Genomic DNA, 24,076 nt, shown 5'->3' with positions numbered 1-24,076 from the left:
ATGCGAATAGCCCTGTTCGTCACCTGTCTGGCCGACACCCTGTTCCCCGAGGCGGCCAAGGCGACGGTGCGGCTGCTGGAACGGCTCGGTCACGAGGTCGTCTTTCCGCAGGATCAGACCTGCTGCGGGCAGATGCACATCAACACCGGCTATCCAGATGACGCGCTGCGCCTGGTTCGCCGGCACGTACGGACCTTCGCGCCGTACGACGTGGTGGTGGCCCCGTCCGGCTCGTGCGTCGGTTCCGTGCGGCACCAGCACGCCATGGTGGCCCGGGGGGCCGGCGACGAGCGCCTGGCCAGCCGCGCCGAGGAGGTCGCCCGACGCACGTACGAGCTGTCGGAGCTGCTCGTCGACGTGCTCGGGGTGACCGACGTGGGCGCCTTCTATCCGCACCGCGTGACGTACCACCCGACCTGCCACTCGCTACGGATGATCCGGGTGGGGGACAAGCCGCTGCGGCTGCTGCGCCAGGTCCGCGGCCTGGACCTGGTGGAGCTGCCGCAGGCCGAGCAGTGCTGCGGCTTCGGCGGCACGTTCGCCGTGAAGAACGCGGACACCTCGACGGCGATGCTGGCCGACAAGATGCGCCACGTGCTGTCCACCCGAGCCGACGTCTGCACCGCCGGGGACTCCTCCTGCCTGATGCACATCGGCGGTGGCCTGTCCCGGCTCCGGGCGGGCGTACGCACCGTGCACCTCGCGGAGATCCTGGCCAGCACCGAGTCCACCGGAAACTCGGCCGAGCAGGCGCAGCGGGACGGGGTGACGGCGTGAGCGAGACATTCCTCGGCATGCCGGCCACCGCGCCGCGCGGTGTCGGGCACCTGCGCGGCGACGAGCCCTTCCCGGTCGCGGCCCGGCGCAGCCTCGCGGACGCCCAACTGCGCCGCAACCTCGGCCACGCCACCGCCACGATCCGCGCGAAGTCGGCAGCGGTGATCGACGAGGTCCCGGACTGGCAGGAGCTGCGCGAGGCTGGCCGGGCCATCAAGACCGACGTGATGGCCCGGCTGCCCGAGCTGCTGGAACAACTGGAGGCGGCGGTCACCGCCGCCGGCGGCACCGTGCACTGGGCCGCCGACGCCGTCGAGGCCAACCGGATCGTCACCGACCTGGTCCGGGCCACCGGCAGCGACCGGGTCATGAAGGTCAAGTCGATGGCCACCCAGGAGATCGGCCTGAACGAGGCGCTGGAGGCCGCCGGCATCGAACCGGTGGAGACCGACCTCGCGGAGCTGATCGTCCAGCTCGGGCGGGACAAACCCAGCCACATTCTGGTACCGGCGATCCACCGCAACCGGGCGGAGATCCGCGAGATCTTCCTGCGCGAGATGCCCGGCGTCGACCCGGCGCTGACCGACGAGCCGGCGATCCTGGCGGCGGCGGCCCGGCGTCACCTGCGCCGCACGTTCCTCAGCACCCGGGTCGCCGTCTCCGGTGCGAACTTCGCGGTGGCCGAGACCGGGAGCCTCGCGGTGGTCGAGTCGGAGGGCAACGGCCGGATGTGCCTCACCCTGCCGGACACCCTGATCACGGTGATGGGCATCGAGAAGGTCATCCCCACCTGGACGGACCTCGAGGTGTTCCTGCAACTGCTGCCCCGGGCCTCCACCGGGGAGCGGATGAACCCGTACACCTCCATGTGGACCGGTGTCACCCCCGGCGACGGGCCGCAGGACTTCCACCTCGTGCTGCTGGACAACGGCCGCAGCGCGGTCCTCGCCGACGAGGTCGGCCGTCAGGCGCTGCACTGCATCCGCTGCTCCGCCTGTCTCAACGTCTGCCCGGTCTACGAGCGCACCGGCGGGCACGCGTACGGCTCGGTATACCCCGGGCCGATCGGCGCCGTGCTCTCACCGCAGCTGACCGGCGTGGAGGACAACGCCTCGCTGCCCTACGCCTCCTCGCTCTGCGGCGCGTGCTTCGACGCCTGCCCCGTGATGATCGACATCCCGTCGATCCTGGTGCACCTGCGCGGCCAGCACGTGGCGGCGTACCGGAGCGAGCATCGCCTGCCCAGCGCCGAGGCGGTCACCATGGCCGCCGCCGCGTACACCATGGACCATCCGCCGTTGTACGAGGCCGCGCAGCGCGCCTCGCGGGTCACCCGCTTCGCGGGCCGGCGAGGCGGTGGTCTTCCCCCGCCGCTGTCCGGCTGGACCATCGGCCGCGACCTACCGCAGCCGCCGCCGCAGACCTTCCGGGAATGGTGGGCGCAACGATGACCTCCCGCGAGTTGATCCTCGGGCGCCTCCGCGCCGCTCTCGGCCCGTCCCCGGCCACCCCTGGTGACGTGGCGCGGGACTACCGGCCGGCCGGCGGCGCCGTGGACCTGGACGTCCTGGTGCACCGGCTCACCGACTACCGGGCCACCGTGCACCGGTGTTCCGACGGCGAGGTGGCACAGGTCGTCGACGCGATCCTCGGTGGCCGACGTGTCGTGGTCCCGCCGGGGCTGCCCCGGCGCTGGCTGCCCGACACCGTCGAGGTGCTGACCGACGACGATCTCCCGAGAGACCAGGTCGACGCCGCCGACGGGGTGGTCACCGCGGCGGCGGTGGCCGTCGCCGAGACCGGGACCGTCATCCTCGACGCGGGCCCGGCCCAGGGCAGACGGCTCATCACGCTCCTGCCCGATGTCCATGTCTGCGTGCTGCGTACCGATCAGGTCGTCGCCGGGGTGCCGGACGCCCTCGCGCGCCTCGACCCGGACTGCCCGCTCACCTGGATCAGCGGCCCGTCCGCCACCAGCGACATCGAACTCAACCGGGTCGAGGGCGTCCACGGCCCCCGGCACCTGCACGTGGTGATCGTCCCCGGCTGAACAGCCACGGTAGGCGGCGAATCCGGCATCGACGTCCGGTTGCGGGCCGACTGTCGGGTGTACCGACGGTGACGGGTGCCGCACTGCTCACAACGACTCGACGTGATCTAGGTACGGCCTGTCCGATCAGGTAGCGTCGCCTGTCACACCGTCTTCGCACCAACCCTGGCTGCCCGCCCGCACGGGGAGCCGAACCGGAGGGACACAGCCGTGAGGTTTCCCAGCGCAACCCGCAAGGCCGGCCTCATCGTGGCGATCGCCGCCCTGTCGCTGAGCGCGGGATGCGCCAAGAAGGATGAGGGCCAGGTCCAGGCGAACGGCGTCAAGCTGGTCCAGGCGGGCAAGCTGACTGTCTGCACCCACCTGCCGTACCCGCCGTTCCAGTCGAAGGACGCCGCCGGCAAGGTGGTCGGGTTCGACGTCGACCTGATGGACCTGGTCGCCAAGGACCTGGGCGTCGAGCAGACGATCGTCGACACCCCGTTCGAGGGCATCAAGTCCGGCCAGGACCTGAACACGGGCAAGTGCGACGCCGCCGCCGCGGGCATGACGATCACCGAGGAACGGCAGAAGGTCATGAACTTCTCCGATCCCTACTTCGACGCCACCCAGGCGATGCTGGTCAAGACCGGCAAGCCCTACAAGTCGCTCGACGACCTCAAGGGCAAGAAGCTCGGTGTCCAGGCGGCGACCACGGGCCGTGACTACGCCCGCAAGTTCGAGAAGGAGAAGGGTCTCCAGCTCGTCGAGTTCGAGGACCTCGCCGCCCTGCAGCAGGCCGTCGCCAACGGCCAGGTGGAGGCCGCGATCAACGACCTCCCGGTCTGGACCGAGTACCTCAAGGAGAACCCGGGCGGCTTCGTGGTCGCGGCCGAGTTCGACACCGGCGAGCAGTACGGCTTCTCGGTGAAGAAGGACAGCAACCCGGAACTGCTCAAGAAGATCAACGAGGCGCTGACCAAGGCCAAGCAGGACGGCACGTACGACACGATCTACGAGAAGTGGATCGGCAAGCGGCCGAGCGCGTGATCGACGCTCAGGGCAGGAGGGCGCGCGCCTCGCGCGCCCTCCGCGTAGGCAACCTCCGGGACCGCAAGGAGCTACGAACGTGAAGCTGCGACGCCGCCAGCGAGAGCGGCTGTCCCTCTGGCTCCAGTACCTGGCCTTCATCGCCGTCATCGCCGTGGCGATCTACGCCGCGGACTGGGGCAGGCTGCGAGCGGCGTTCTTCCGCGTCGACATCATCGAGTCGATGTTCCCGACGATCATCACCGTCGCGCTGCGCAACACGATCCTGTACACGCTGGGCGCCTTCGCGTTCGGCCTCGTGTTCGGCACGATCCTCGCGCTGATGCGGCTGTCCCGGGTGGCTCCGTACCGCTGGGTGGCGACGGCGTACATCGAGCTGTTCCGGGGTCTGCCCGCCCTGCTGGTGCTCTTCCTCGTCGGCTACGGCATTCCCATCGCCTTCCCGGAGCGGGAAATTCCCGGTGGCGTGTTCGGTTCGATCGCGATCGGTCTGGGGTTGACCGCCGCGGCGTACATGGCCGAGACCATCCGGGCCGGCATCCAGGCCGTGCCGAAGGGACAGATGGAGGCGGCGCGCACCCTCGGCATGTCGCACTTCACCGCGATGCGCACCATCGTCATCCCGCAGGCGTTCCGGATCGTGATCCCGCCGTTGACGAACGAACTCATCCTGCTCACCAAGGACTCGTCGCTCGCCTACGTGCTCGGCGTGACGGCGCAGACCATCGAGGTCACCAAGTTCGGCCGGGACATGCTGAACGACCGGGTGAACGCCACCCCGCTGCTGGTGGCCGGCCTCGCCTACCTGGCCATCACCCTGCCCCTGTCCCAGGTGGTACGACGCCTCGAACTCCGCTACGCCAAGGCTCGGTGATCCGCATGACGACTCCCCAACCCCGATCCGCCGTCGAGATCCGCGATCTGCACAAGTCGTTCGGGCCGCTCGAAGTGCTCAAGGGCATCGACTTCGAGGTCGACCACGGCGAGGTGGTCTGCGTCATCGGGCCGTCCGGGTCCGGCAAGTCGACGCTGCTGCGGTGCGTCAACCTGCTGGAGGAGCCGACCGCCGGCAAGATCTGGGTGAACGGTGTCGAGGTGACCGACCCGGACGTCGAGATCGACTCCGTACGCCGCGGCATCGGCATGGTCTTCCAGTCGTTCAACCTCTTCCCGCACCTGACCGTGCTGGACAACCTCACCATCGCCCAACGGCGGGTGCTCCGTCGGGGCCGTGGCGAGGCCGAGCGGATCGCGCGGGACAACCTGGAGCGGGTCGGCCTGACCGACAAGGCCGGGGCGTTCCCGGCGCAGCTCTCCGGCGGGCAGCAGCAGCGGGCGGCCATCGCCCGATCGCTGTCGATGGAGCCCAAGCTGATGCTCTTCGACGAGCCGACCTCCGCCCTCGACCCGGAACTGGTCGGCGACGTGCTCACCGTCATGCGCAAGCTGGCCGAGGACGGCATGACGATGTTGGTGGTCACCCACGAGATGGCGTTCGCCCGGGACGTCGCCGACCGGGTGGTCTTCATGGACGGCGGAGTGGTGGTCGAGCAGGGGCCGCCGCGGGATGTTCTCGGCGCGCCGCAGCACGAACGCACGCGCTCGTTCCTCTCCCGGGTCCTCGACCCGACCCATGTCGCGCAGCTCGGTCAGCCCGACCAGGCCCCGGAGCCACCCGAGCCGCCGCACCTGCCGGCCGACGACCGCCACAACCTGTGACAGTCGTTCGTCGCGTCGCCGCACACGCCAGTTGACGCGGCGGGGGCATCGGCTCCCTACCGTCGGCCGGCTTCCTGCCGTGCAACTCTGCGCCGCCACGCGGCCGCCAGCACCAGGACGGCCAGCACGACGGCAGCGCCGAGGCCCAGCCCGGTGGTCACCGAGATGGAGGATTCCGCGGCGGGGGCAGGGCGCTCGCCCTTGACGGGGACGACCGGGCTGTCGTGCTTCTTCTCCTCGGGTGTGACCAGGCGGCCGACGGACGCGCCGGGAGGCAGGGCGAAGCCCCAGTTGAGCAGCGCTGCCGACTCTCCAAGGCTCCCCAGCGGCGCGGTCTCCGCTCCGAGCAGGGTCACCGCGAGCCGTCGACCGTTGCGTTCGGCCACACCGACGTACGTCTGCCGAGCCAGGTCGGTGAAGCCCGTCTTCCCCCGAGCGTCCCGGGATAGCGGCCCAACAGCGTGTTGTCGTGAGTGATGGCGAAAGCCGGGTTTCCCGGCTGTGCCGGTATCTGCGCCACCGTGGTAGCCATGTACCGCCGGAAGTCCTCCCTGGCGAACGTGGCCCGCGCGATCAGCGCGAGGTCGTACGCGCTGGTGTACTGGCCGGGGCCGTCCAGGCCCGACGGCGTCGCGGCGTGGGTCTGGTTCGCGCGCAGCCGACGTGCCTCGTCGTTCATCGCCTCGACTCCGCCCGGTCGACCCGCACCGCCGCCACCGACCCGAGCCAGCACGTTGGCCGCGTCGTTTCCCGACGTGAGCAAGAGCCCCAGCCACAGGCTCTCGACCGAGTACCGGCCACCCGCGACCACCCCCATCAGCGAACTGGCCGGGTCGAGATCGCGCAGATCCGCCCTGGTCACCTCAACCATCTGGGCCGGATCCAGCCGGGGCATCAGGGCCGCCGCCAGCAGCAACTTCTGCACGCTGGCCGGCGTTCGGCGCTCGTGCGGGCCGCACCCACCCAGGACCTCGCCACTGTTGAGATCGGCAACGAGCCATGAGGTGGCGGTCACAGCCGGCGCCATCGGTGCACCCGCGGGAATGGCCAGGCCCGCCGTCGCCAGCGCCTGCCCGCCGACCGCCCGGTGGACGGGATCAACCGGTGGCGGGGACGGTGCGGCGGGCGGCGGCGCCGGCGGCTTCACGGCCGGGCACGGCACGTTCGGAGCGGCTGAGGCCCGCATCGGTGGCGGAACCGCCACAGCGGGCAGAACCAGCATGGCACTGAGCGTCACGGCGGCAAACCGAAAGTCGGTCACGTCAACGAACGTAATCGTCAGCACGGCCGGGACCGGTCGGATTGGCGAAAGCGCATCCGGTCGTCGCATTCTGGCCGGCCATCCGCGCCCTAACCGTCCCGGATGACTCGTCCAGTGTCGTTTCGCGAGCCGGTGGTCGTTGTTTCACAAAAGCGCCGTCGCTGCTCGGAATGGGAAAGTGGTGCCGGAACTGGTGCAGCAACTGGCGAACATCGTCCCCGCCTGGGTCTAATGTCCTCGACATACGATTTCGTACGACCCTGTTTCTCGGTGGCAGGACGGCCACCGGTATGACGGTGCCGGCGGAGATCGTGCAGGCCCTCGGCTCCGGCAAGAAACCGCGGGTCGCGGTCACCATCAACATCGCGGCGGGGTATGAGATCGACGTCGAACTGGAGTTGGACACCGCGCCGCGGGTGGTCGACGTTCCGCCGGATCTGGCCGCCGCGCTCGACGCGGAGCCGAGCGCCAGGCAGCAGTTCGAAACGCTGTCCTCTCCAACAAACGCCAGCACGTGCTCGCGGTCGAAGGCGCGAAGACCCCGGAGACCCGGCAGCGGCGGGTGGCCAAGGCCGTCGCGGCACTGCTCGCAAACGGCACGCGCTGATCGTGTGCGGCGCAGCGTCCCCCCGGTCTCCGGGATGCGTGCGTAGGGTGGGATGGCCGCCCGCACCGGTGCCGTACCGATCGCACGGTCTGGATGTCTTCCGGCGTCACGGCGGTCTCGAATCCACACCAGATCCCGAGCCAGGACGGAGAATCATCGTGACCGCCACCGATTGGACGACCCAGGCGCAGGGCGTCGGCCAGTACGCCCAGGTGAACGGCATCAACCTCTACTACGAGACGCAGGGGTCCGGGCAGCCGCTGATCCTGTTGCACGGAGGTCTCGGGTCCGGCGAGATGTTCGGGCCGGTGCTGCCCGCGCTGGCCGCGCGCCGCCAGGTCATCGCGGTCGATCTGCAGGGGCATGGCCGGACGGCCGACATCGACCGGCCGCTCGACGTCTGGGCCATGGCCGACGACATCGCGGCGCTCATCGACCATCTCGGGTTGGACAAGCCGGACCTCGTGGGCTACTCGCTCGGCGGTGGGGTGGCACTGCGCGCAGCGGTGAGGTATCCGGCGAAGGTGGGCCGGCTCGTCGCGGCCTCGGCCCACATCCGGTCCGACGCGATCTATCCGGAGATGCGCGCGCAGCAGGGCCAGGTCAGCGGCGCCGCCGCCGAGTTCATGAAGGACACGCCGATGTACCAGCTGTACCAGCGGGTGGCGCCGCGACCCGAGGACTTCCCCCGGTTGCTGGACAAGATCGGCGAGTTGATGGCGAACGGCTTCGACCTCACCGAGGAGGTTCGGAGTCTGCGGGTGCCAACGCTGATTGTGGCCGGCGATGCCGACATGGCACCGCCGAGCCACTACGTCGAGGTCTTCAACCTGCTCGACGGTGGCCTCCGGGACGGCGGCTGGATGGGGGAGGGCCGGCCGAAGGGTGGTCACGCGCTCGCGATCCTGCCCGGCCTGACCCACTACAACATCTTCAGCTCGCCGCTGTTCGCCGCGGCCACGCTCGCCTTTGTGGACGAGCAGCAGGGCTGACCGAGGAGCACGACGGCACCGCCCGGGTCCACCGGGCGGTGGTCCGGTCAGCCGAGCAGGTCGCCGGTCGGCAGCGGCAGTGGCAGTGCGGGTAGCGACGGCACCAGCGACGGCAACAGCGACGGCAACAGCGACGGAGCCGGCGCCGACGGCAGCGGAAGTCGGGGCAGTAACGGTTTGGCGGTGGCGGTCGGCGAGGGCGCCGGCGCCGGACGCTGTGGCGCTGGCGTCGTCCTGCCGGGTGCCGGGGCGCCGGAGGCCTCGGGGGCGGTGGCGGTCGACACGGCGGGCGACGGCGTCGGGGCCACCGGGGACGTCGCGCAGCGGGGCCACCCGGGGCACCCCTGCGCGGTTAGGTCCCGCCGGACGGCGTCGATGTCGGCGCGCAGGCGGGTGGCGTCGGCCGGGTCGGTGATCCGGCCCAGGTCCCGCTGGGCCTGGTCGATCAGTTGCCGGGCCTCGTCGTACCGTCCCGCCGCGACGGCCTCGCGGGCACGGGCGGTGGTGTGTTCGACGCCGAGCACTTCCGCCCGCTCGGGATGGAGCACCTTGGTCAGCGACCACAACGGGCTGGTCGGTCCGGCGTCGTGGCTGGCGACCCCCAGCCCTGTTGCCAGCATGACCAGGGCGAACACCGCGGCGGCCAACCCCAGGGCTCGCCGCCCGATCGGTTGCCACCGGGACGGGCCGGGAACGGGGGCGCCGACCCGGAGCTTGTGGACGCGACCGTCGGGTTGAGGCGGGGCGGCGCCGTCGGCTACGGTGTCCGGCTGGTCCGCGGTCAGTTCGGCACGCCAGGCGGCCAGCATCGCCGTGAGGCCGTCGGCGTCGGCCTCCTGCTCGCCGCGGCCGAGCGCGTCGAGGAGCAGGTCGTCGCGGTGGATCGCGGCGAGGTCCACGTCCTCGCCGCCGTCCGCCCGGGGCTCGCTCATGCCGCCACCTCGTCAAGTCCGTCGCCGGCAAGCGTACGGAGCCGGGACAGGGCACGGGACTGGGCCACCCGTACGGCCGGCGCCGACATGCCGAGGATCGCGCCGACCTCCTCGGCGGTGAGACCGACCGCCACCCGGAGGGTGATGATCTCCCGCTGGACGTCGGGGAGGCGGTGCAGCAGCACCGAGAGTCGTCGGGCCAGATCGGTGGCGACGGCCTGCTGCTCCGGCCCGGGTGCGGTGTCCACCTGCTCCAAATCGGCGTCGATGACGGCGGCGCCGCGGAGGGCCGCGCGCTGGGCGTCGGCCACCTTGTTCGCGGCGATGGCGAAGACGAACGCGGAGAACGGCCGGCCCTGGTCGCGATAGCGGGGAAGGGCCTTCAACACCGCCAGACAGACCTCCTGGGCGACGTCGTCGGCGGTGGTGTACGCGCCGCCGACGCGGCCCAGCCGGGCCCGACAGTAGCGGACCAGGCCCGGCCGAACGTTGGTGAGCAGGGCAGCGACCGCTGCCTGGTCGCCGTGGGCGGCCAGGTGGACGAGCTCTGGCTCGATCGCTGTGGTCATGGGGGACGCGAGGCACCTTCGTTACCGGCGGGTTAACCGCACGCTATCGAGACGCACGCCACTTTGCCTAGTTCACCTTCCGTGCTGTCGAGGTAGCGCAAAGAAGTTGTTACGCCCGGCCGGGCCGCCGCGATGTCTCAGGTAGCGACCCGAGACGGGAGGGTGGATGGGCGTCGAGGTGGCGGTGCAGGGGCTGACCAAGTCCTTCGGTGGCCAGCCGGTCTGGTCGGACGTCAGCCTGACCCTGCCGGCCGGCGAGATATCCGTGCTGCTGGGCCCGTCCGGCACCGGCAAGTCGGTGTTCCTCAAGACCCTGGTGGGGCTGCTCCGCCCCGACGCCGGGTCGATCTGGATCGAGGGCAAGGATCTGCCCCGGCTCTCCGAGCGGGCGCTGTACGAGGTGCGCAAGCTGTTCGGGGTGCTGTTCCAGGACGGCGCCCTGTTCGGCTCGATGACGATCTACGACAACGTCGCCTTCCCGCTGCGGGAGCACACCCGCAAGTCCGAGTCCCAGATCCGCGAGGTGGTCACCGAGAAGCTCGACATGGTCGGCCTGGTCGGCGCCGAACGGAAGCTGCCCGGGGAGATCTCCGGTGGGATGCGCAAGCGAGCCGGCCTGGCCCGCGCGCTCGTGCTCGACCCCCGCATCGTCCTCTTCGACGAGCCCGACTCCGGGCTGGACCCGGTGCGTACCGCGTACCTGAACCAGCTGATCATCGACCTCAACCAGCGGACCGGGGCGACCTTTCTGATCGTCACGCACGACATCAACACCGCGCGCACGGTGCCGGACAACATCGGCCTGATCTACCACGGGCATCTGGCCATGTTCGGGGCGCGGGAGATGTTGTTGTCCAGCACCGAGCCGGTGGTGCGGCAGTTCCTCAACGCCCAGCGCATCGGACCGATCGGCATGGCCGAGGAGAAGGACGCCGAGGAGTTGCGAGCCGAGGCGGACGCCGGTGTGGAACTGCCACCGCTGCCGCCCATCCCGCTGCAGCTGCCGCCGTCGGACGGGCTGCCCCGCGCCGCCGAGCGGCCACCGGGGCAGTGGTGCCGGGAGCACGGCGTCACGCCGCCACCCGGCTCCTTCGCCGGCCTCCGCGACACCGGGGCGCCCACCGTCACGCTGGGCGGACCGCGGGCCGGGGACGGGCCGGAGGTGACCCGATGAGCGGACCGGTCACCGCCGTACGCCACACCGGCGAGTTCTTCGCGTTCTGCCTGGACACCCTGCGCGGCCTCGGCCGCCGACCGGTGCAGGTCCGCGAGTTCATCCAGCAGGCCTGGTTCATCAGCTCGGTGTCGATCCTGCCCGCCGCGCTGGTCTCCATTCCCTTCGGCGCGGTCATCGCGTTGCAGCTCGGCTCGCTGGTCAGCCAGCTCGGCGCGCAGTCGTTCACCGGCGCGGCGTCGGTGCTCGCGGTGGTCCGCGAGGCCGGGCCGATCGTCACCGCGCTGATCATCGCCGGTGCGGGCGGCTCGGCGATCTGCGCCGATCTCGGCTCCCGGAAGATCCGCGAGGAGCTCGACGCGATGCAGGTGCTGGGCATCGACCCCATCCACCGCCTCGTGGTGCCCCGCGTGCTCGCCTCGATGCTGGTCGCCGTGCTGCTCAACGGCCTGGTCAGCGTGGTCGGGGTGACCGGTGGCTACCTGTTCAACGTGGTCCTGCAGGGCGGCACGCCCGGCGCGTACCTGGCCAGCTTCCAGGCCCTGGGGCAACTGCCCGACCTGCTGGTCGGCGAGGTCAAGGCCCTGCTGTTCGGCGCTGCCGCCGCGCTGGTCGCCTCGTACAAGGGGATGACCGCCAAGGGCGGCCCCAAGGGGGTCGGCGACGCGGTCAACCAGAGCGTGGTGATCACCTTCATGCTGCTGTTCGCGCTGAACTTCATCGTCACGGCCGTGTACTTCCAGGTCGTACCGCAGAAGGGAAGCTGACGTGCTGGCGCTGCGGCACCTCGACAACCTGGGCGGGCAGCTCGCCTTCTACCTGCGGGCGTTCGCCTGGGCGCCGCGCACCGTGCGCCGCTACAAGCGCGAGGTGATCCGGCTGCTGGCGGAGGTGAGCTTCGGCTCCGGCGCGCTCGCCGTGCTCGGCGGCACCGTCGGTGTCATCTGCTTCCTGACCTTCTTCACCGGCACCGAGGTCGGACTCCAGGGCTACCAGGCACTCAACCAGCTGGGCAGCAGCGCCTTCACCGGTTTCGTCTCGGCGTACTTCAACACCCGGGAGATCTCCCCGCTGGTCGCGGCGCTGGCCCTGTCGGCCACCGTGGGCTGCGGGTTCACCGCCCAGCTCGGGGCGATGCGGATCTCCGAGGAGGTGGACGCCCTCGAGGTGATGGGGGTGCCCTCGCTGCCGTTCCTGGTCACCACCCGCATGATCGCCGGATTCATCGCGGTCATTCCGCTCTACGTGGTGGGGCTGCTCGCCAGCTACCTGGCCACCCGCACCATCGCGGTCTACTACTTCGGACAGTCCGCCGGCACGTACGACTACTACTTCCACCTGTTCCTGCCGCCGGAGGACGTGCTCTGGTCCTTCGGCAAGGTGCTGGTGTTCAGCGTGATCGTGGTGCTGGTGCACTGCTACTACGGCTACACCGCCAGCGGCGGGCCCGCCGGCGTCGGCGTCGCGGTCGGACGGGCCGTGCGGCTCGCCATCGTCGCGGTCAACATCGTCGACTTCTTCCTGTCGCTGGCCATCTGGGGCGCCACCACCACCGTCCGGATCGCGGGGTGACCATGAGACATCGCATTCTCGGCATCGTCTTCATCGCCGTGCTGACCGCGGCGTTGACCGCCTCCGTGCTGCAGTACCGCAAGGCGTTCACGTCGGTCACCTGGGTCACCCTGCAGGCCGGCCGATCCGGCCTGCAGCTCAGCCCGGGCGCCGACGTCAAGGTCCGCGGGGTCGTCGTCGGCGAGGTGCGCTCGGTCGGCAGCGAGGGCGCCGGCGCGACGATCCGGCTGGCCCTGGACCCGGGCACCACACCGCGGATCCCCGCCGACGTCAGCGCCCGGCTGCTGCCCAAGACGCTCTTCGGCGAGCGGTACGTCGAACTCGTGCCACCGGCCGGCGCCAGCGGCGTACCGATCCGTGGCGGCGCGGTGATCACCCAGGACCGCAGCCGCACCGCCGTCGAGCTGGAACGCGTCCTCGACGAGGCGCTGCCGCTGCTCCAGGCGGTGCGGCCCGACCAGCTCGCCGCGACGCTGGGCGCGATCGCCACGGCCCTCGACGGACGCGGCGAGCAGCTCGGCGCGAACGTTGAGCGGCTCGGCGCGTACCTGCGGCAGCTCAACCCGGCGATGCCGACCATCGCCGAGGACGTCCGCAAGCTCGCCGTCGTGCTGGACAGCTACGACGCCGCCCTGCCCGACCTGCTGGCCCTGCTCCGGGACGTCACCGTCACCGCCCGCACCGTCACCGACCAGCGTGCACAGTTGGCGGCGTTCCTCGCCGACACCACCGACACCGCCGACGCCACCCGCGGCTTCCTCGACCGGCACGGCGACCAGCTCATCGAGCTCGGCCAGGTGAGCCGCCCGGTGCTGGAACTGCTCGCCACCTACGCCCCCGAGTATCCGTGCCTGATGAGCGGCCTGGTCGCCCTGCAACCCCACGTCGAGAAGGCCTTCGCCGGCGGGCGGATGCACGTCACCCTGGAGGTCACCCGCGACGGCGGCAAGTACGACAAGGGCCGCGACGAGCCCGTCTACGGCGCGCACGACGGGCCGCAGTGCCGGGGCCTGCCCCAACCGAAGCGGCCGGCGCCCGGCGTGTCGATCGTCGACGGATACGACCACGGCGACGCTCGCCCGAGTACCCCCTTGCCGGTCGGCCTGGCGGCGGCCGTGCCGGCCAGCGGCTCCCCGGCGATGGGTCGGGCCGCCACCGGCGAGGAGCGTGCGCTGGTCAAGCCGCTGGTCGGTGCCGTCACCGGCATCCTGCCTGCGGAGGTTCCCGACATCGCGGTCCTGCTCTGGGGGCCGTTGCTGCGCGGAGGGGTGGTGAACGCGCGATGAGCACCAGAACGGTGGCACCCCTGCTGAAGCTGGTGGTCTTCGCCGCGGTGACCCTGCTGCTGACGGCGCTGCTCGCGCAGACCCTCGGTGCCTTTCCACCGGGCGGCGTCACCTACCGGGCCCGGTTCACCGACGTCACCGGCCTGCTCCCCGGCGACGACGTCCGCGTCGCTGGCGTGCAGGTCGGCCGGGTCAGCGGCATCAGGGTCGTCGACGACACGCTCGCCGAGGTGACCTTCACGGTCACCTCCGACGTTCCGGTGGCCACCAGCGTCCGTGCCAAGATCCGCTACCGCAACCTGGTGGGCCAGCGGTACGTGGCGCTGAGCGAAGGGCCAGGGGAGGGGCGGCCACTGCGGCCCGACGGCCTGATCCCGCTCGGCCAGACGACGCCGGCGCTGGACCTCACGGTGTTGTTCAACGGATTCCGGCCCCTGTTCACGGCACTCAACCCGGAGGACGTCAACAAGCTCGCCTACGAAATCATCCAGGTGCTGCAGGGCGAGGGCGGCACGGTCAGCAGCCTGCTGCAACGCACCGCGTCACTGACCAACACCCTCGCCGACCGGGACGCCGTCATCGGGCGGGTCATCACCAACCTCAACGGCGTCCTGGGCACGCTGGCCGAACGGGACCAGAATCTCGACCAGAGCATCAGCCAGCTCCAGCAGTTCGTCTCCGGGTTGTCCGCCGACCGCACGGCCATCGGCGAGTCGCTGGTCAGCATCGGTGAGCTCACCGATGCCACGTCGTCGCTGCTACGCGACGTACGACCACCGCTCGCCGCGGACGTGCGTGCCCTGGACGAACTCTCCGGCACCCTCAACCGCAACGCGGCCGTCATCGACAGCACCCTCGGGCGGCTGCCGGAACGGTACGAGTCGCTGACCCGCGTCGCCTCCCACGGCTCGTGGTTCAACTTCTACCTCTGCGACTTCGACGGCAACGTGGCGGTGTCGGGCCGGGCGCCGCTCGACCTGCCCACGTTCAGCGCCCCGGCCGCCCGATGCGCCGGAGGCAGCCAGTGACACCGTTTCGGGAACGCAACCCCGTGGTCGTCGGCACGCTCGGTCTGGTGCTGATCGTCACCGCCCTGCTGGGCGCCTTCCAGCTCGACCGGCTGGCCGATCTCACCGGACGCGGCTACCAGGCGGCCTTTCACGACGCCAGTGGACTCGTCACCGGCAACGAGGTGCGGGTCGCCGGGGTGCGGGTCGGCAAGGTGACCGCCGTGGAACTCGCCCGCGACGGCGCGCCCCACGTGCGGGTCCGGTTCCGGGTGGACGACGACAGCGTCCGGCTCGGCGCCGACACCGGCGCCACGATCAGGATCAAGACGGTCCTCGGCCAGAAGTACCTGGCCCTCGCACCGGCCGGACCGGGCCGGCTGCGTGAGGGCGGGCAGATCCCGCTCGCCCGCACCGCGGCGCCGTTCGACGTGGTGCAGGCGGTCACCGGGCTCGCCGACACCCTCGACCGGGTCGACACCGACCAGCTCGCCACCGCCTTCACCACACTGTCCGAGACCTTCGCCGACACCCCCGAGAACGTCAACGCCTCCCTGGTCGGCCTCTCCCGGCTCTCCCGGACCGTCGCCGGACGCGACGCCGAACTGCGGGCGCTGCTCGACCGCGCCCGCCAGGTGACCGCCGTGCTCGCCACCCGGGACGAGGAGTTCCGCGCACTGGTCACCGACGGCGAGGCACTGTTGACCGAGGTGAGCCGGCGTCGGGACGCCATCCACAAGCTGCTCGTCGGCACCGACGAACTCGCCACGCAGCTCTCCGGTCTGGTCAGCGACAACCGCGCCCAGCTCGCTCCCGCGCTGCACAAGCTGCGGGAGGTCGTCGCCGTCCTGCAACGCAACCGGGACGACCTGGAGAAAACCATCCAGCGGATGGGGCCGTTCGTCACCGCGTTCGCCAACGTGGTGGGCAACGGCCGCTGGTTCGACTCGTACGTCTCCGGTCTGCTCCAGCCGTACCAGCCCACGGGAGGCCGCTGATGCCCGGACCCATGCAGCGGTGGCGACGGCCGGTCGCCGTCGGCACCACCCTCCTGGTGGCCGTCGCCGCCGGCGCGGTCGTTCTCCGCGACGGCACACCCCCGCGGCGGGTCGTGGCCCACTTCGACCGCGCCGTCGGCGTCTACCCCGGATCGGACGTCCGGGTGCTGGGCGTGCGCGTCGGCGAGGTGGTCGCCGTGACCCCGCAGGGCCGAACCGTCCAGGTGACCATGTCCTACGACCCGGAGATCACCGTTCCCGCCGACGCGCAGGCGCTCATCGTGCCGCCCAGCGTGGTCAGCGACCGCTACGTCCAGCTCACTCCCGCCTACGCGGGCGGAGCCGCGCTCGCCGACCGGGCCGAGATACCACTGGAGCGGACCGCCGCTCCCATGGAGATCGACGACATCTACCAGGCGCTCGACGACTTCAACCGCACCCTCGGCCCGGAGGGCGCCAACCGCGACGGCGCACTGTCCGACCTGGTCGCCACCGGCCGCGCCAACCTGGAGGGCAACGGACAGAACCTGCACGACACCCTCGACGGCCTGTCCCGGGCACTGGCCACCCTCTCCGACGGGCGCCAGGACCTCTTCGGGTCGGTCGCCAACCTGCAGCGCTTCACCACCGCACTGGCCCGCAGTGACCGGGAGGTGCGCGCCTTCAACCAGCAGTTGGCCGACGTCGCCGAACAACTGGCCGGGGAGCGCGACGAACTGGCCGCCGCCCTCCGCAACCTCTCCACCGCGCTGGCCGACGTGACCACGTTCGTGCGGCAGAACCGGGACGCGTTGACCTCCAACGTCGCCGCGCTGGCGGACATCACCGGCATCCTGGTCCGCCAGCAACAGGCCGTCATCGACATCCTCGACGTCGCCCCGCTCGCCCTGAGCAACCTCAACCTGGCCTACAACCCGCGATCCGGCACCCTGGACACCCGCGACAACGTGATGGGTCCCTACGACCCCGCCGGTTTCGCCTGCTCGCTGATGGTGGACCAGCTGCCCGCGGCGCAGGTGCCCGCCAAGTGCAAGGCACTCGCGCAGACCCTGCACTCGCGCGGGCTGCCCATGACCGACCAGCTGCGCAAGCTCCTCAAGCTGCCGCCCGGCGCCCCGGCGAGCGGCGGGTCCTCACCGGGAGACCCTCTCCTCCATTCCCCCGGTGCGCCGATCCCCAACCAGGCGCCGGGCGGCTCCGGCATCACCAGCGACCCCACCCTCGGCGGCATCCTGCGCGGTGTGTCATGAGCCCCCGCATCCTGCGTACCCTGGCGTGCGCGATCGTGGTGGTGATCCTGCCGGCCGGGTGCGGCCTGCCCGACCTCGCCGACCTGCCGCTGCCCGGTGGCGCCCCGAAGGGCGACGGATACGCCGTCACCGCGGAATTCAGTGACGTGCTCGACCTGGTGCCGCAGGCCGCCGTGAAGGTCGACGACGTGACGGTCGGCAGCGTGGAGAAGATCTCCCTGGCCGGCTGGACCGCCCGGGTCACCCTGCGCATCGGCACCGACGTACGCCTGCCGTCCAACGCGACGGCCGCCGTCCGGCAGAGCAGCCTGCTGGGCGAGAAATACGTGACGGTGGCGCCGCCGCCCACCGGTGTCGCCGCCGGTCGACTCGCCGACGGCGACCTCATCCCGCTGTCGCGCACCGCTCGCGGTGCCGAGGTGGAAGAGGTCCTCGCCGCCCTCGGGCTGCTGCTCAACGGCGGTGGTCTGGCGCAACTGAGAACCATCAACCAGGAGCTCGGCGCCGCACTCGACGGACGGGAGCCCGCCGTCCGGGACGCGCTGGACCAGCTCGACACGTTCATCGGTGGGCTGGACAAGCAGAAGGCCGACCTGGTCCGCGCTCTCGACGCCCTGGACCGGCTCAGCGGCCGGCTCCATCGCCAGAAGCAGGTGCTCGGCGAGGCCGTGGACTCCCTCGCCCCGGGCCTGACGGTGCTGGCCGGGCAGCGCGCCCAACTGACCCGGGCGCTGACCGCGCTGGACCGGCTGGGCGACGTCGGCACCCGGGTCGTCAACCGGAGCCGCGACGACACGCTGGCCGACGTCCGGGCGCTGCAACCGATCCTGGAGCAGCTGACACGTGCGGGGGACGACCTGCCGAAGTCGCTGGACTTCATGCTGTCCTACCCGTTCCCACCCAACGTCACCGGCGCGATCGTCGGTGACTTCGTCAACCTCTCCATCACCGCCGACCTCGACTCGGCGTCGATCCTGGCGAACCTGGTCGCCGCCGCCCCGGCCGCCCCCGCCGCCCCGGCCCGTCCGGCCACGCCGCCGAAGGGAGCCACCCACGGCAGAGCGCCGGCGACCGGCGGCGCCACACCTGCCGTACCGCGACCCCCCGGCGGGTCACGCCCGCTGCCCGACCTGCCGATCCTGAAATGCCTGCCTGACCCGCGCAACTTCCCCGCGACCTGGACGCCGCCGAAGGACTGTCTGCTGCCGGAGGGCTGCGTCCTGCTCAAGCCCGGCTCGACGGTGCCCGTCGGCGGACTGATCCTGCCCAAGGGCCTCGTACCGCCGGGCACGGTCTTTCCCGTCGGGACCGAACTGCCCACCGGCACGGTCATGTCGGCACAGTGCGTCCTGCCGCTGACCGGCGCGGTGATCGGGCAGATCGGCAGCCTGCCGGACGTCCTGTCAGGGGGCCTGAAGCCATGATCGGACGTACCGCGAAGGTGCAGGTTCTGGCGTTCCTGCTGGTGAGCGTCCTCGGCGTCAGCTACGTCGGCGTCCGCTACGTCGGGCTGGGCGACCGGCTGCTCGGCGGAAGCTACGTCGTCCACCTGGACCTCGCCCGGGCCGGCGGAATCTTCCCCAACGCCCCGGTCACCTACCGCGGGGTGCCCGTCGGCCGGGTCGCCGCGGTCGCCCTGCGCGGTGACGGGGTCCGTGCCGACCTGCGGTTGCGGCGCGAGGTCCGGGTACCGGACGACCTGCGGGCCGTGGTGGCGCAGCGCTCCGCCGTCGGGGAGCAGTACGTGGACCTGCGTCCGGACCGCGACACCGGGCCGTACCTCACCGACGGCGCGGTGATCCCGGCCGAGCGGACCGGTGTCCCGCTCGCCCCGGAGGTACTGCTGAGCAATCTCGACGCTCTGGTCCGCTCCGTCGGCCCCGAGGACCTCACCGTCCTGATCACCGAACTCGGTACCGCGTTCGAGGGCAACGAGCTGGCCCTGGCCCGACTCCTGGACTACGGGGACGCGCTGCTGACCGATGCGACCACCCGCCTTCCCGAGACACTCGCGCTGATCAACGACGGGCGGACCGTGCTCACCTCCCAGGCCGAGTCGGCCGAGGCGCTGCGCCGGTGGGCGGCAGGACTGGCCCAGCTGGCGGCCACCGTCCGCGACGCCGACCCGGACCTGCGGCGGCTGCTCGCCGCCGGGCCTCCGGCCGGCCGGGAACTGGTCGCGTTGCTGCGGGGGCTGGAACCGACCGTCGGTGCCCTGCTCGCCAACCTGGTGACCGTCAACGGCATCGCCGCCCGGCGGCTGCCCGGCATCGAGCACCTGCTGGTGGTGTACCCGATCGCCGTCGCCGGCGGTTTCACCGTCACCCCGGGCGACGGCACCGCGCACCTCGGTCTGGTCCTCAACGTCGACGACCCGCCGTCCTGCGTGTACCGCGGCGGCGGAACCACCTGCGCTGCGGGGGAGCGGGCGGCCGGCGCCAGCGTGCGCGGTGCCGCCAACGCCCCTCGACCGGGTGGCCGCGAACCGGCCCCCGATGCGGGGCGGTCGGCCGACGCCCCGACCGCCGGGAGCGAGACCGGCGGGTACGACCCGGCAACCGGCCTGGTGCTCGGCTCGGACGGCCGACCGTTGCAGTTCGGCGGGACCGGGGGGCAGTCCCGGCTGGCCGGGGACCAGTCGTGGAAGCAGTTGCTGCTGGCCGGGGTGACGCCATGAGCGGCGGGAAGAAGGAGGGGGAGATGCAGGCCCGGAGGGATCACACGCTGAAAGTCATCAAGGGGGCCAAGCCCGGGGTGCCCGGCCGGGCTCCGCAGCGCCGGATCGTGCCCCGCCAGTTTCCCCGACCGGTGGAGCCGATCGAGGACCTGCTGGAGCGGCTCGACCAGGAGCCGGTCGAGGACCCGGCGGACGCCGCGGACCCGGCGAGCGGAGACGACCCCGCGAGTTCGGACGCCACCCCGGAGGATGTCTCCGGTGGCCGTCGCACGGGTGAGCGAGCCACGTCGACGCCCCAGCGACGGTCGCTGATCCTCCTGCTCGTGGCCGTGCTCGCCGCGACGGTCATGGCCGGCGGCGTGACCGGCCACCGCTGGTACGTCGACCGGGCGACCGATCAGGCCCGGCAACAGGCCGTCGCCGCCGCCAAACAGGCCAGCGTCAACTTCGTCTCGGTCAGCGCGGCCAGCGTCGACCGGGACATCCAGCGGATCACCGCCGGGGCCACCGGCGACTTCAAGGACGAGTTCACCCGGGGGCAGTCGCAGGTCCGCGCCGCGGTGGTGGAGAACAAGGTCGACTCGCGCGGATCGGTGCTGCGGGCCGGGCTGGTCTCCGGGGATCGCCACCGAGCGGTCGTGCTGGTCGCCGTCGACGCCACCGTCAAGAACGTCAAGGCACCCGAGGGGCGGCCGTCGCACTACCGGATCCAGCTCGACATCGTCCGCGACAAGGCATCCGGACGGTGGCTCGTGTCGCGGCTGCAGTTCGTCGGATGAGTGAGGGAGGACACATGCGTACCCTGGTCCGCGTTTCCCGGCTGCGCCCCACCCGGATCCGGCTCGTTCCGGCCCTGGTCGTCGCGATCGTCCTGGCGGCCACCGTCGCCGGCGCCGGCTGGTGGGGCGACCACCGCGCCGAGCAGCGGGACAGCGCCGTACGTCAGGCGCTTGCCACCGCGCCCGCCGCCGCCAAGGCGATCTTCTCCTACGACTACCGCACGTTCGACGACAGCGTCGCCAACGGCCGCACCTTCGCCACCGGCCCGTTCGGCAAGGAGTACGAGCAGACCACGGCGGCGTTGAAGCAGACCGCTGCCACCCAGCAGGCGGTCGTCGCGGCCGAGGTGTCCGCGACGGGCGTCGTGACCGCGACCGCCGAACGGGTCGAGTTGCTCGTGTACCTCAACCAGTACCGGCGCAACGTGAACACGGCCGGGGAGAAGGTCGACCAGAACCGGGTGGTGCTCACGCTGGTCCCGGTGAACGGGGAGTGGAAGGTGGCCAGGGCCGCGGCCATCTGACGCGCACCGGTGAGCTTGACGTAGGCCGGGGTGGCTCCCGGCGTCGCGGCCAATGGCCGAAAAGGGCCGAAAGCGCCCAATGGTTCTGGCCATCGACCCGGCGCCTGGGTTCCCTTTCCCCCTGGGCGGCCGGTGGGTGCCCGACGGTCTGGACCGATATCGGCCCTCCTCGTGACCTGGCTAGGGGCTCGGAAGGGTTAGGCTCCTGCACGTGATTGACGTGCAGGGGAGCGGGAGCGACGAGCGGCTGCGTCGCATCGAGGCGGTTACCGACGCCGCGCTGTCCCAGCTTGACGTCAAAGACCTTCTGGACGAGCTCCTCGATCGTGTCGGAGAGGTGCTGGGCGTCGACACCGCGGCCATCCTGCTGCTGGACCTGCACGCCCAGCAGTTGGTGGCCACCGCGACGAAGGGCCTGGGGAAGGAGGTCCGAGAAGGTGCCCGGATCCCCGTCGGCCGCGGCTTCGCCGGCCGGATCGCCCAGGAGAAGCAGCCCGTCATACTGGACGACGTCGCCGACGCCGACGACCCGGCTCTGATCGGCCGGGGGGTCCGCTCGTTGCTGGGTGTGCCCATGCTCGTGGGGGGCGAGCTGATCGGCGTCCTGCATGTCGGCAGCCTGCGGCCGCACCGATTCACCGATGACGACGTGCGGTTGCTGCAACTCGCCGCCGACCGGGCGAGCCTTGCCAGTCGGACCAGGGCGAGCGGCCTCGACCGCAGCGCCGCCCTCGCATTGCAACGCAGCCTGCTACCCACCCACCTGCCCGACACGCCAGGTGTGGACATGGCGGCCCGTTACGTACCCGGTCACGACGCCGGCGTCGGCGGCGACTGGTACGACGTGTTCACCCTGCCCTCCGGTTGGCTGGGTGTGGTCATCGGCGACGTGTCCGGACACGGCCTGCGCTCGGCGGTCGTCATGGGTCGTCTCCGCAGCGCGCTGCGCGCCTACGCGCTGGTCTGCGACGACCCGGCCAGTGCGCTGACCCTGCTCGATCGCAAGATCCAACACTTCGAGACCGGCAACCTGGCCACGGTCCTCTACGCCATGATCTCCCCGGATCGCGCCACCATCCGGGTCTCCCTCGCCGGGCACCTGCAACCCGTCCTGGCCGCACCAGGACACCCGGCCGACCCGCTGACCATTCCCGTTGATCTTCCACTGGGTATCGGCCCACGCCAGCCAGCCCGTCGGTGCACCGAGGTCGCGTTCCCCTCCGACGCGGTACTGATCTGCTACACCGATGGGCTCGTCGAACGCCGCGGCGAGATCATCGACGTCGGCATCGGCCGGCTCTGCGCAGCGGTTGAACCAGGCCTCGCCGAAGACGTCTGCGCCCGCGTCATGACCATGCTCGCCGGCGAGCAGGCCACCGACGACATCGCCCTGCTCGCCATCCACTCAACCAACAGACGTATCGCGTGAACGACTCTGACCGGCTGTTCCGGAGCTGTCCCCCGTACACTGCACCTGACCGGTGCCACGCAGGTCCCCGGCCTGATCCTGCCGGGGCCGACGAGGCGGCCGGGTCACGCACCTCGGAGGCCACAGCTTGAGTATCTCCGTCGCCACCAGGACCGACAGCTTCGCGCACCCCGCTCTCTTCTACGCGGACCACGAGGAGTACCTGGCGGGCACGCTGCCGTTCATCGAGGCCGGTCTCGTCGCCGACGAGCCAGTCATGGTCGCCGTCCCAGGGGACAACCTCGACCACATCCGGACCGCCCTCGGCACCGAAGCGGGCAGGGTCCAGTTGCACGACATGGGGGTGGCCGGGCGCAACCCCGGGCGGATCATTCCGGGCGTCCTGCTCGCCTTCGCCGCCGCCCACGCCGGCAAGCGGGTGCGCATCATCGGCGAACCGATCTGGGCCGGGCGTAGCGCGACCGAATACCCCGCCTGCGCCCAGCACGAGGCACTGATCAACGCCGCGTTCGCCGGGCGGCCGGCCACCATCCTCTGCCCCTACGACACCAGTCACCTGGACCGGCGCTGGCTCGACGACGCCCACCGCACCCATCCCGTCGTCCAGATGGGCAGCGTGGTGCGGGAGAGCCCGCACTACGCGGACCCGGTGGCGGTGGCCGCAGGGTTCAACCTGCCGCTGCAGGACCCGCCCGCTCAGGCGAGAACCATCACCATCGACCTGCACGCCCTCTCGGTCATCCGCCGGGTGGTGACCGCCGAGGCCATCGCGGCCGGTCTGTCCCCCGACCGGGTCTCCGACCTCACCCTGGCGGTCAGCGAACTGGCCGCGAACACGGTCAAGCACACTGCCGGCGGCGGCACCCTCGCGGTCTGGACCGACGACACCCGGCTGATCTGCCAGCTCACCGACACCGGGCACATCACCAATCCGCTCGCCGGCCGGATTCCTGTGCCACCGCAGCAGCCCGGCAGCCGAGGCCTCCTTCTGGTCAACCAACTCTGCGATCTCGTGCGCGTCCACACCATGCCCGGCGGCACCACGATTCGTCTGCACATGCACCGCTGACGGCCGAGGGTGGCACGGGAAGCCGCGGCTGAGCCCGGAGGCCGTCAGCCCCGCAGGGTCGTGGACGGCGACTCGCCGAAGCGCACCCGGTAGTCGCTGGCGAAGCGGCCGAGATGGACGAACCCGTGTTGCAGGGCAACGGTCGTCACGGACGCGCCGGGACCGGCCGCCCGCAGCGCGCGGTGGACCGCCTCGAGCCGGCATGCGCGCACGTACGCCGTTGGCGTGGTTTGCAACTCCCGGCGGAAGCAGTCCTGCAGCGTTCGTACGCTCACCCGGAGCGCCTCCGCGACATCCCCGACCGTCAGTGCCTCGCCGTGGTGGTCCGCGATCAGGGCGCAGGCCCGGCGCACCAGGTGCCCGGGGGCCGAATGG

24 protein-coding genes and 1 pseudogene are annotated in these 24,076 nt (G+C 71.3%); 21 read left to right on the top strand and 4 right to left on the bottom strand.

Features of this window, described 5'->3' with window-relative positions; all coding sequences use genetic code 11:
- The 6 genes from BUS84_RS11185 (at position 1) to BUS84_RS11160 (ending at position 5,575) form a co-directional block, all read left to right on the top strand.
- Positions 1 to 777, top strand: coding sequence for a (Fe-S)-binding protein (locus BUS84_RS11185; RefSeq protein ID WP_074311147.1), 777 nt, complete (start codon positions 1 to 3; stop codon positions 775 to 777).
- Positions 778 to 794: 17 nt separating this feature from the next.
- On the top strand, positions 795 to 2,228 hold the full coding sequence (locus tag BUS84_RS11180) for a LutB/LldF family L-lactate oxidation iron-sulfur protein (RefSeq protein WP_074312490.1): 1,434 nt from the start codon (positions 795 to 797) through the stop codon (positions 2,226 to 2,228).
- The gene (locus tag BUS84_RS11175) at positions 2,225 to 2,827 is read left to right on the top strand and encodes a LutC/YkgG family protein (RefSeq protein WP_074311145.1); all 603 of its coding nucleotides are present in this window, start codon (positions 2,225 to 2,227) and stop codon (positions 2,825 to 2,827) included. The genes BUS84_RS11180 and BUS84_RS11175 overlap by 4 nt, the downstream gene beginning before the upstream one ends.
- A 210-nt stretch (positions 2,828 to 3,037) precedes the next feature.
- Positions 3,038 to 3,856 carry a basic amino acid ABC transporter substrate-binding protein gene (locus tag BUS84_RS11170; protein ID WP_074311143.1) on the top strand — a complete coding sequence of 273 codons (819 nt, stop codon included), beginning with the start codon at positions 3,038 to 3,040 and terminating at the stop codon, positions 3,854 to 3,856.
- Positions 3,857 to 3,935: 79 nt separating this feature from the next.
- A complete protein-coding gene (locus BUS84_RS11165; RefSeq protein ID WP_074311141.1) occupies positions 3,936 to 4,730 on the top strand; it encodes an amino acid ABC transporter permease in 795 nt (264 codons plus the stop codon).
- A gap of 5 nt (positions 4,731 to 4,735) precedes the next feature.
- Positions 4,736 to 5,575: an amino acid ABC transporter ATP-binding protein gene (locus BUS84_RS11160; RefSeq protein WP_074312488.1), complete on the top strand. Its 840-nt coding sequence runs from the start codon at positions 4,736 to 4,738 to the stop codon at positions 5,573 to 5,575.
- Positions 5,576 to 5,631: 56 nt separating this feature from the next.
- Here BUS84_RS11160 and BUS84_RS11155 read toward each other — a convergent pair.
- Positions 5,632 to 6,797, bottom strand: a pseudogene (locus tag BUS84_RS11155) (D-alanyl-D-alanine carboxypeptidase family protein).
- A gap of 329 nt (positions 6,798 to 7,126) precedes the next feature.
- Between BUS84_RS11155 and BUS84_RS41210 the strand changes: the two are divergent.
- Together BUS84_RS41210 and BUS84_RS11145 are read left to right on the top strand one after the other, a co-directional pair.
- The gene (locus tag BUS84_RS41210) at positions 7,127 to 7,489 is read left to right on the top strand and encodes a YdeI/OmpD-associated family protein (RefSeq protein WP_425293428.1); all 363 of its coding nucleotides are present in this window, start codon (positions 7,127 to 7,129) and stop codon (positions 7,487 to 7,489) included.
- A 166-nt stretch (positions 7,490 to 7,655) separates the two neighbouring features.
- Positions 7,656 to 8,435: an alpha/beta fold hydrolase gene (locus tag BUS84_RS11145; protein WP_244298563.1), complete on the top strand. Its 780-nt coding sequence runs from the start codon at positions 7,656 to 7,658 to the stop codon at positions 8,433 to 8,435.
- A gap of 47 nt (positions 8,436 to 8,482) precedes the next feature.
- On the opposite strand, the gene BUS84_RS11140 is transcribed toward BUS84_RS11145, so the two are convergent.
- Complete coding sequence (locus tag BUS84_RS11140; protein ID WP_074311137.1) at positions 8,483 to 9,367, bottom strand: anti-sigma-D factor RsdA; 885 nt, start codon at positions 9,365 to 9,367, stop codon at positions 8,483 to 8,485.
- Complete coding sequence (shbA, locus tag BUS84_RS11135; RefSeq protein ID WP_074311135.1) at positions 9,364 to 9,936, bottom strand: RNA polymerase sigma factor ShbA; 573 nt, start codon at positions 9,934 to 9,936, stop codon at positions 9,364 to 9,366. The genes BUS84_RS11140 and shbA overlap by 4 nt, the downstream gene beginning before the upstream one ends.
- A 166-nt stretch (positions 9,937 to 10,102) precedes the next feature.
- On the opposite strand from shbA, the gene BUS84_RS11130 reads away from it, so the two are divergent.
- The 13 genes from BUS84_RS11130 to BUS84_RS11070 all read left to right on the top strand — a co-directional run bounded on the left by BUS84_RS11130 (position 10,103) and on the right by BUS84_RS11070 (position 23,701).
- A complete protein-coding gene (locus tag BUS84_RS11130) occupies positions 10,103 to 11,110 on the top strand; it encodes an ABC transporter ATP-binding protein (protein WP_074311133.1) in 1,008 nt (335 codons plus the stop codon).
- On the top strand, positions 11,107 to 11,877 hold the full coding sequence (locus BUS84_RS11125; protein ID WP_074311131.1) for an MlaE family ABC transporter permease: 771 nt from the start codon (positions 11,107 to 11,109) through the stop codon (positions 11,875 to 11,877). The genes BUS84_RS11130 and BUS84_RS11125 overlap by 4 nt, the downstream gene beginning before the upstream one ends.
- A gap of 1 nt (position 11,878) precedes the next feature.
- Complete coding sequence (locus BUS84_RS11120; protein WP_074311129.1) at positions 11,879 to 12,682, top strand: MlaE family ABC transporter permease; 804 nt, start codon at positions 11,879 to 11,881, stop codon at positions 12,680 to 12,682.
- Positions 12,683 to 12,684: 2 nt separating this feature from the next.
- Complete coding sequence (locus BUS84_RS11115) at positions 12,685 to 13,968, top strand: MCE family protein (RefSeq protein ID WP_074311127.1); 1,284 nt, start codon at positions 12,685 to 12,687, stop codon at positions 13,966 to 13,968.
- A complete protein-coding gene (locus tag BUS84_RS11110) occupies positions 13,965 to 14,996 on the top strand; it encodes an MCE family protein (RefSeq protein ID WP_074311125.1) in 1,032 nt (343 codons plus the stop codon). The genes BUS84_RS11115 and BUS84_RS11110 overlap by 4 nt, the downstream gene beginning before the upstream one ends.
- The gene (locus BUS84_RS11105; protein WP_074311123.1) at positions 14,993 to 15,973 is read left to right on the top strand and encodes an MCE family protein; all 981 of its coding nucleotides are present in this window, start codon (positions 14,993 to 14,995) and stop codon (positions 15,971 to 15,973) included. The genes BUS84_RS11110 and BUS84_RS11105 overlap by 4 nt, the downstream gene beginning before the upstream one ends.
- Entirely contained in the window at positions 15,973 to 17,223 is a 1,251-nt protein-coding gene (locus BUS84_RS11100; protein ID WP_208869574.1) for an MCE family protein, read from the top strand. The genes BUS84_RS11105 and BUS84_RS11100 overlap by 1 nt, the downstream gene beginning before the upstream one ends.
- Positions 17,220 to 18,647, top strand: coding sequence for an MCE family protein (locus BUS84_RS11095; RefSeq protein WP_074311119.1), 1,428 nt, complete (start codon positions 17,220 to 17,222; stop codon positions 18,645 to 18,647). Before BUS84_RS11100 ends, BUS84_RS11095 begins: the two co-directional genes overlap by 4 nt.
- A complete protein-coding gene (locus BUS84_RS11090; RefSeq protein ID WP_074311117.1) occupies positions 18,644 to 19,900 on the top strand; it encodes an MCE family protein in 1,257 nt (418 codons plus the stop codon). The genes BUS84_RS11095 and BUS84_RS11090 overlap by 4 nt, the downstream gene beginning before the upstream one ends.
- Positions 19,897 to 20,679 (top strand): hypothetical protein, encoded by a 783-nt coding sequence (locus BUS84_RS36610; RefSeq protein WP_084757340.1) that lies wholly within the window; start codon positions 19,897 to 19,899, stop codon positions 20,677 to 20,679. Before BUS84_RS11090 ends, BUS84_RS36610 begins: the two co-directional genes overlap by 4 nt.
- A 14-nt stretch (positions 20,680 to 20,693) precedes the next feature.
- Positions 20,694 to 21,203 carry a hypothetical protein gene (locus tag BUS84_RS11080; protein WP_074311114.1) on the top strand — a complete coding sequence of 170 codons (510 nt, stop codon included), beginning with the start codon at positions 20,694 to 20,696 and terminating at the stop codon, positions 21,201 to 21,203.
- Positions 21,204 to 21,414: 211 nt separating this feature from the next.
- Entirely contained in the window at positions 21,415 to 22,632 is a 1,218-nt protein-coding gene (locus BUS84_RS11075) for a PP2C family protein-serine/threonine phosphatase (protein WP_244298472.1), read from the top strand.
- 127 nt (positions 22,633 to 22,759) lie between these two features.
- Positions 22,760 to 23,701: a sensor histidine kinase gene (locus BUS84_RS11070; protein ID WP_244298471.1), complete on the top strand. Its 942-nt coding sequence runs from the start codon at positions 22,760 to 22,762 to the stop codon at positions 23,699 to 23,701.
- A gap of 44 nt (positions 23,702 to 23,745) precedes the next feature.
- On the opposite strand, the gene BUS84_RS41205 is transcribed toward BUS84_RS11070, so the two are convergent.
- Positions 23,746 to 24,054 (bottom strand): helix-turn-helix transcriptional regulator, encoded by a 309-nt coding sequence (locus BUS84_RS41205; protein ID WP_425293447.1) that lies wholly within the window; start codon positions 24,052 to 24,054, stop codon positions 23,746 to 23,748.
- Positions 24,055 to 24,076 lie beyond the last annotated feature (22 nt).

The organism is Micromonospora cremea, from assembly GCF_900143515.1.
GTDB lineage: Bacteria > Actinomycetota > Actinomycetes > Mycobacteriales > Micromonosporaceae > Micromonospora > Micromonospora cremea.
The sequence above is the reverse complement of the archived record's forward strand: the minus strand, read 5'-3'. Positions and strand labels throughout refer to the sequence as shown.

Excerpts from the sequence above, each read along its gene's own strand:
- BUS84_RS11185 (WP_074311147.1), top strand. The coding sequence starts at position 1 with ATGCGAATAGCCCTGTTCGTCACCTGTCTGGCCGACACCCTGTTCCCC.
- BUS84_RS11180 (WP_074312490.1), top strand. The coding sequence starts at position 795 with ATGCCGGCCACCGCGCCGCGCGGTGTCGGGCACCTGCGCGGCGACGAG.
- BUS84_RS11175 (WP_074311145.1), top strand. The coding sequence starts at position 2,225 with ATGACCTCCCGCGAGTTGATCCTCGGGCGCCTCCGCGCCGCTCTCGGC.
- BUS84_RS11160 (WP_074312488.1), top strand. The coding sequence starts at position 4,736 with ATGACGACTCCCCAACCCCGATCCGCCGTCGAGATCCGCGATCTGCAC.
- BUS84_RS41210 (WP_425293428.1), top strand. The coding sequence starts at position 7,127 with ATGACGGTGCCGGCGGAGATCGTGCAGGCCCTCGGCTCCGGCAAGAAA.
- BUS84_RS11140 (WP_074311137.1), bottom strand. The coding sequence starts at position 9,367 with ATGAGCGAGCCCCGGGCGGACGGCGGCGAGGACGTGGACCTCGCCGCG.
- shbA (WP_074311135.1), bottom strand. The coding sequence starts at position 9,936 with ATGACCACAGCGATCGAGCCAGAGCTCGTCCACCTGGCCGCCCACGGC.
- BUS84_RS11130 (WP_074311133.1), top strand. The coding sequence starts at position 10,103 with ATGGGCGTCGAGGTGGCGGTGCAGGGGCTGACCAAGTCCTTCGGTGGC.
- BUS84_RS11125 (WP_074311131.1), top strand. The coding sequence starts at position 11,107 with ATGAGCGGACCGGTCACCGCCGTACGCCACACCGGCGAGTTCTTCGCG.
- BUS84_RS11115 (WP_074311127.1), top strand. The coding sequence starts at position 12,685 with ATGAGACATCGCATTCTCGGCATCGTCTTCATCGCCGTGCTGACCGCG.
- BUS84_RS11110 (WP_074311125.1), top strand. The coding sequence starts at position 13,965 with ATGAGCACCAGAACGGTGGCACCCCTGCTGAAGCTGGTGGTCTTCGCC.
- BUS84_RS11100 (WP_208869574.1), top strand. The coding sequence starts at position 15,973 with ATGCCCGGACCCATGCAGCGGTGGCGACGGCCGGTCGCCGTCGGCACC.
- BUS84_RS11095 (WP_074311119.1), top strand. The coding sequence starts at position 17,220 with ATGAGCCCCCGCATCCTGCGTACCCTGGCGTGCGCGATCGTGGTGGTG.
- BUS84_RS11090 (WP_074311117.1), top strand. The coding sequence starts at position 18,644 with ATGATCGGACGTACCGCGAAGGTGCAGGTTCTGGCGTTCCTGCTGGTG.
- BUS84_RS36610 (WP_084757340.1), top strand. The coding sequence starts at position 19,897 with ATGAGCGGCGGGAAGAAGGAGGGGGAGATGCAGGCCCGGAGGGATCAC.
- BUS84_RS11080 (WP_074311114.1), top strand. The coding sequence starts at position 20,694 with ATGCGTACCCTGGTCCGCGTTTCCCGGCTGCGCCCCACCCGGATCCGG.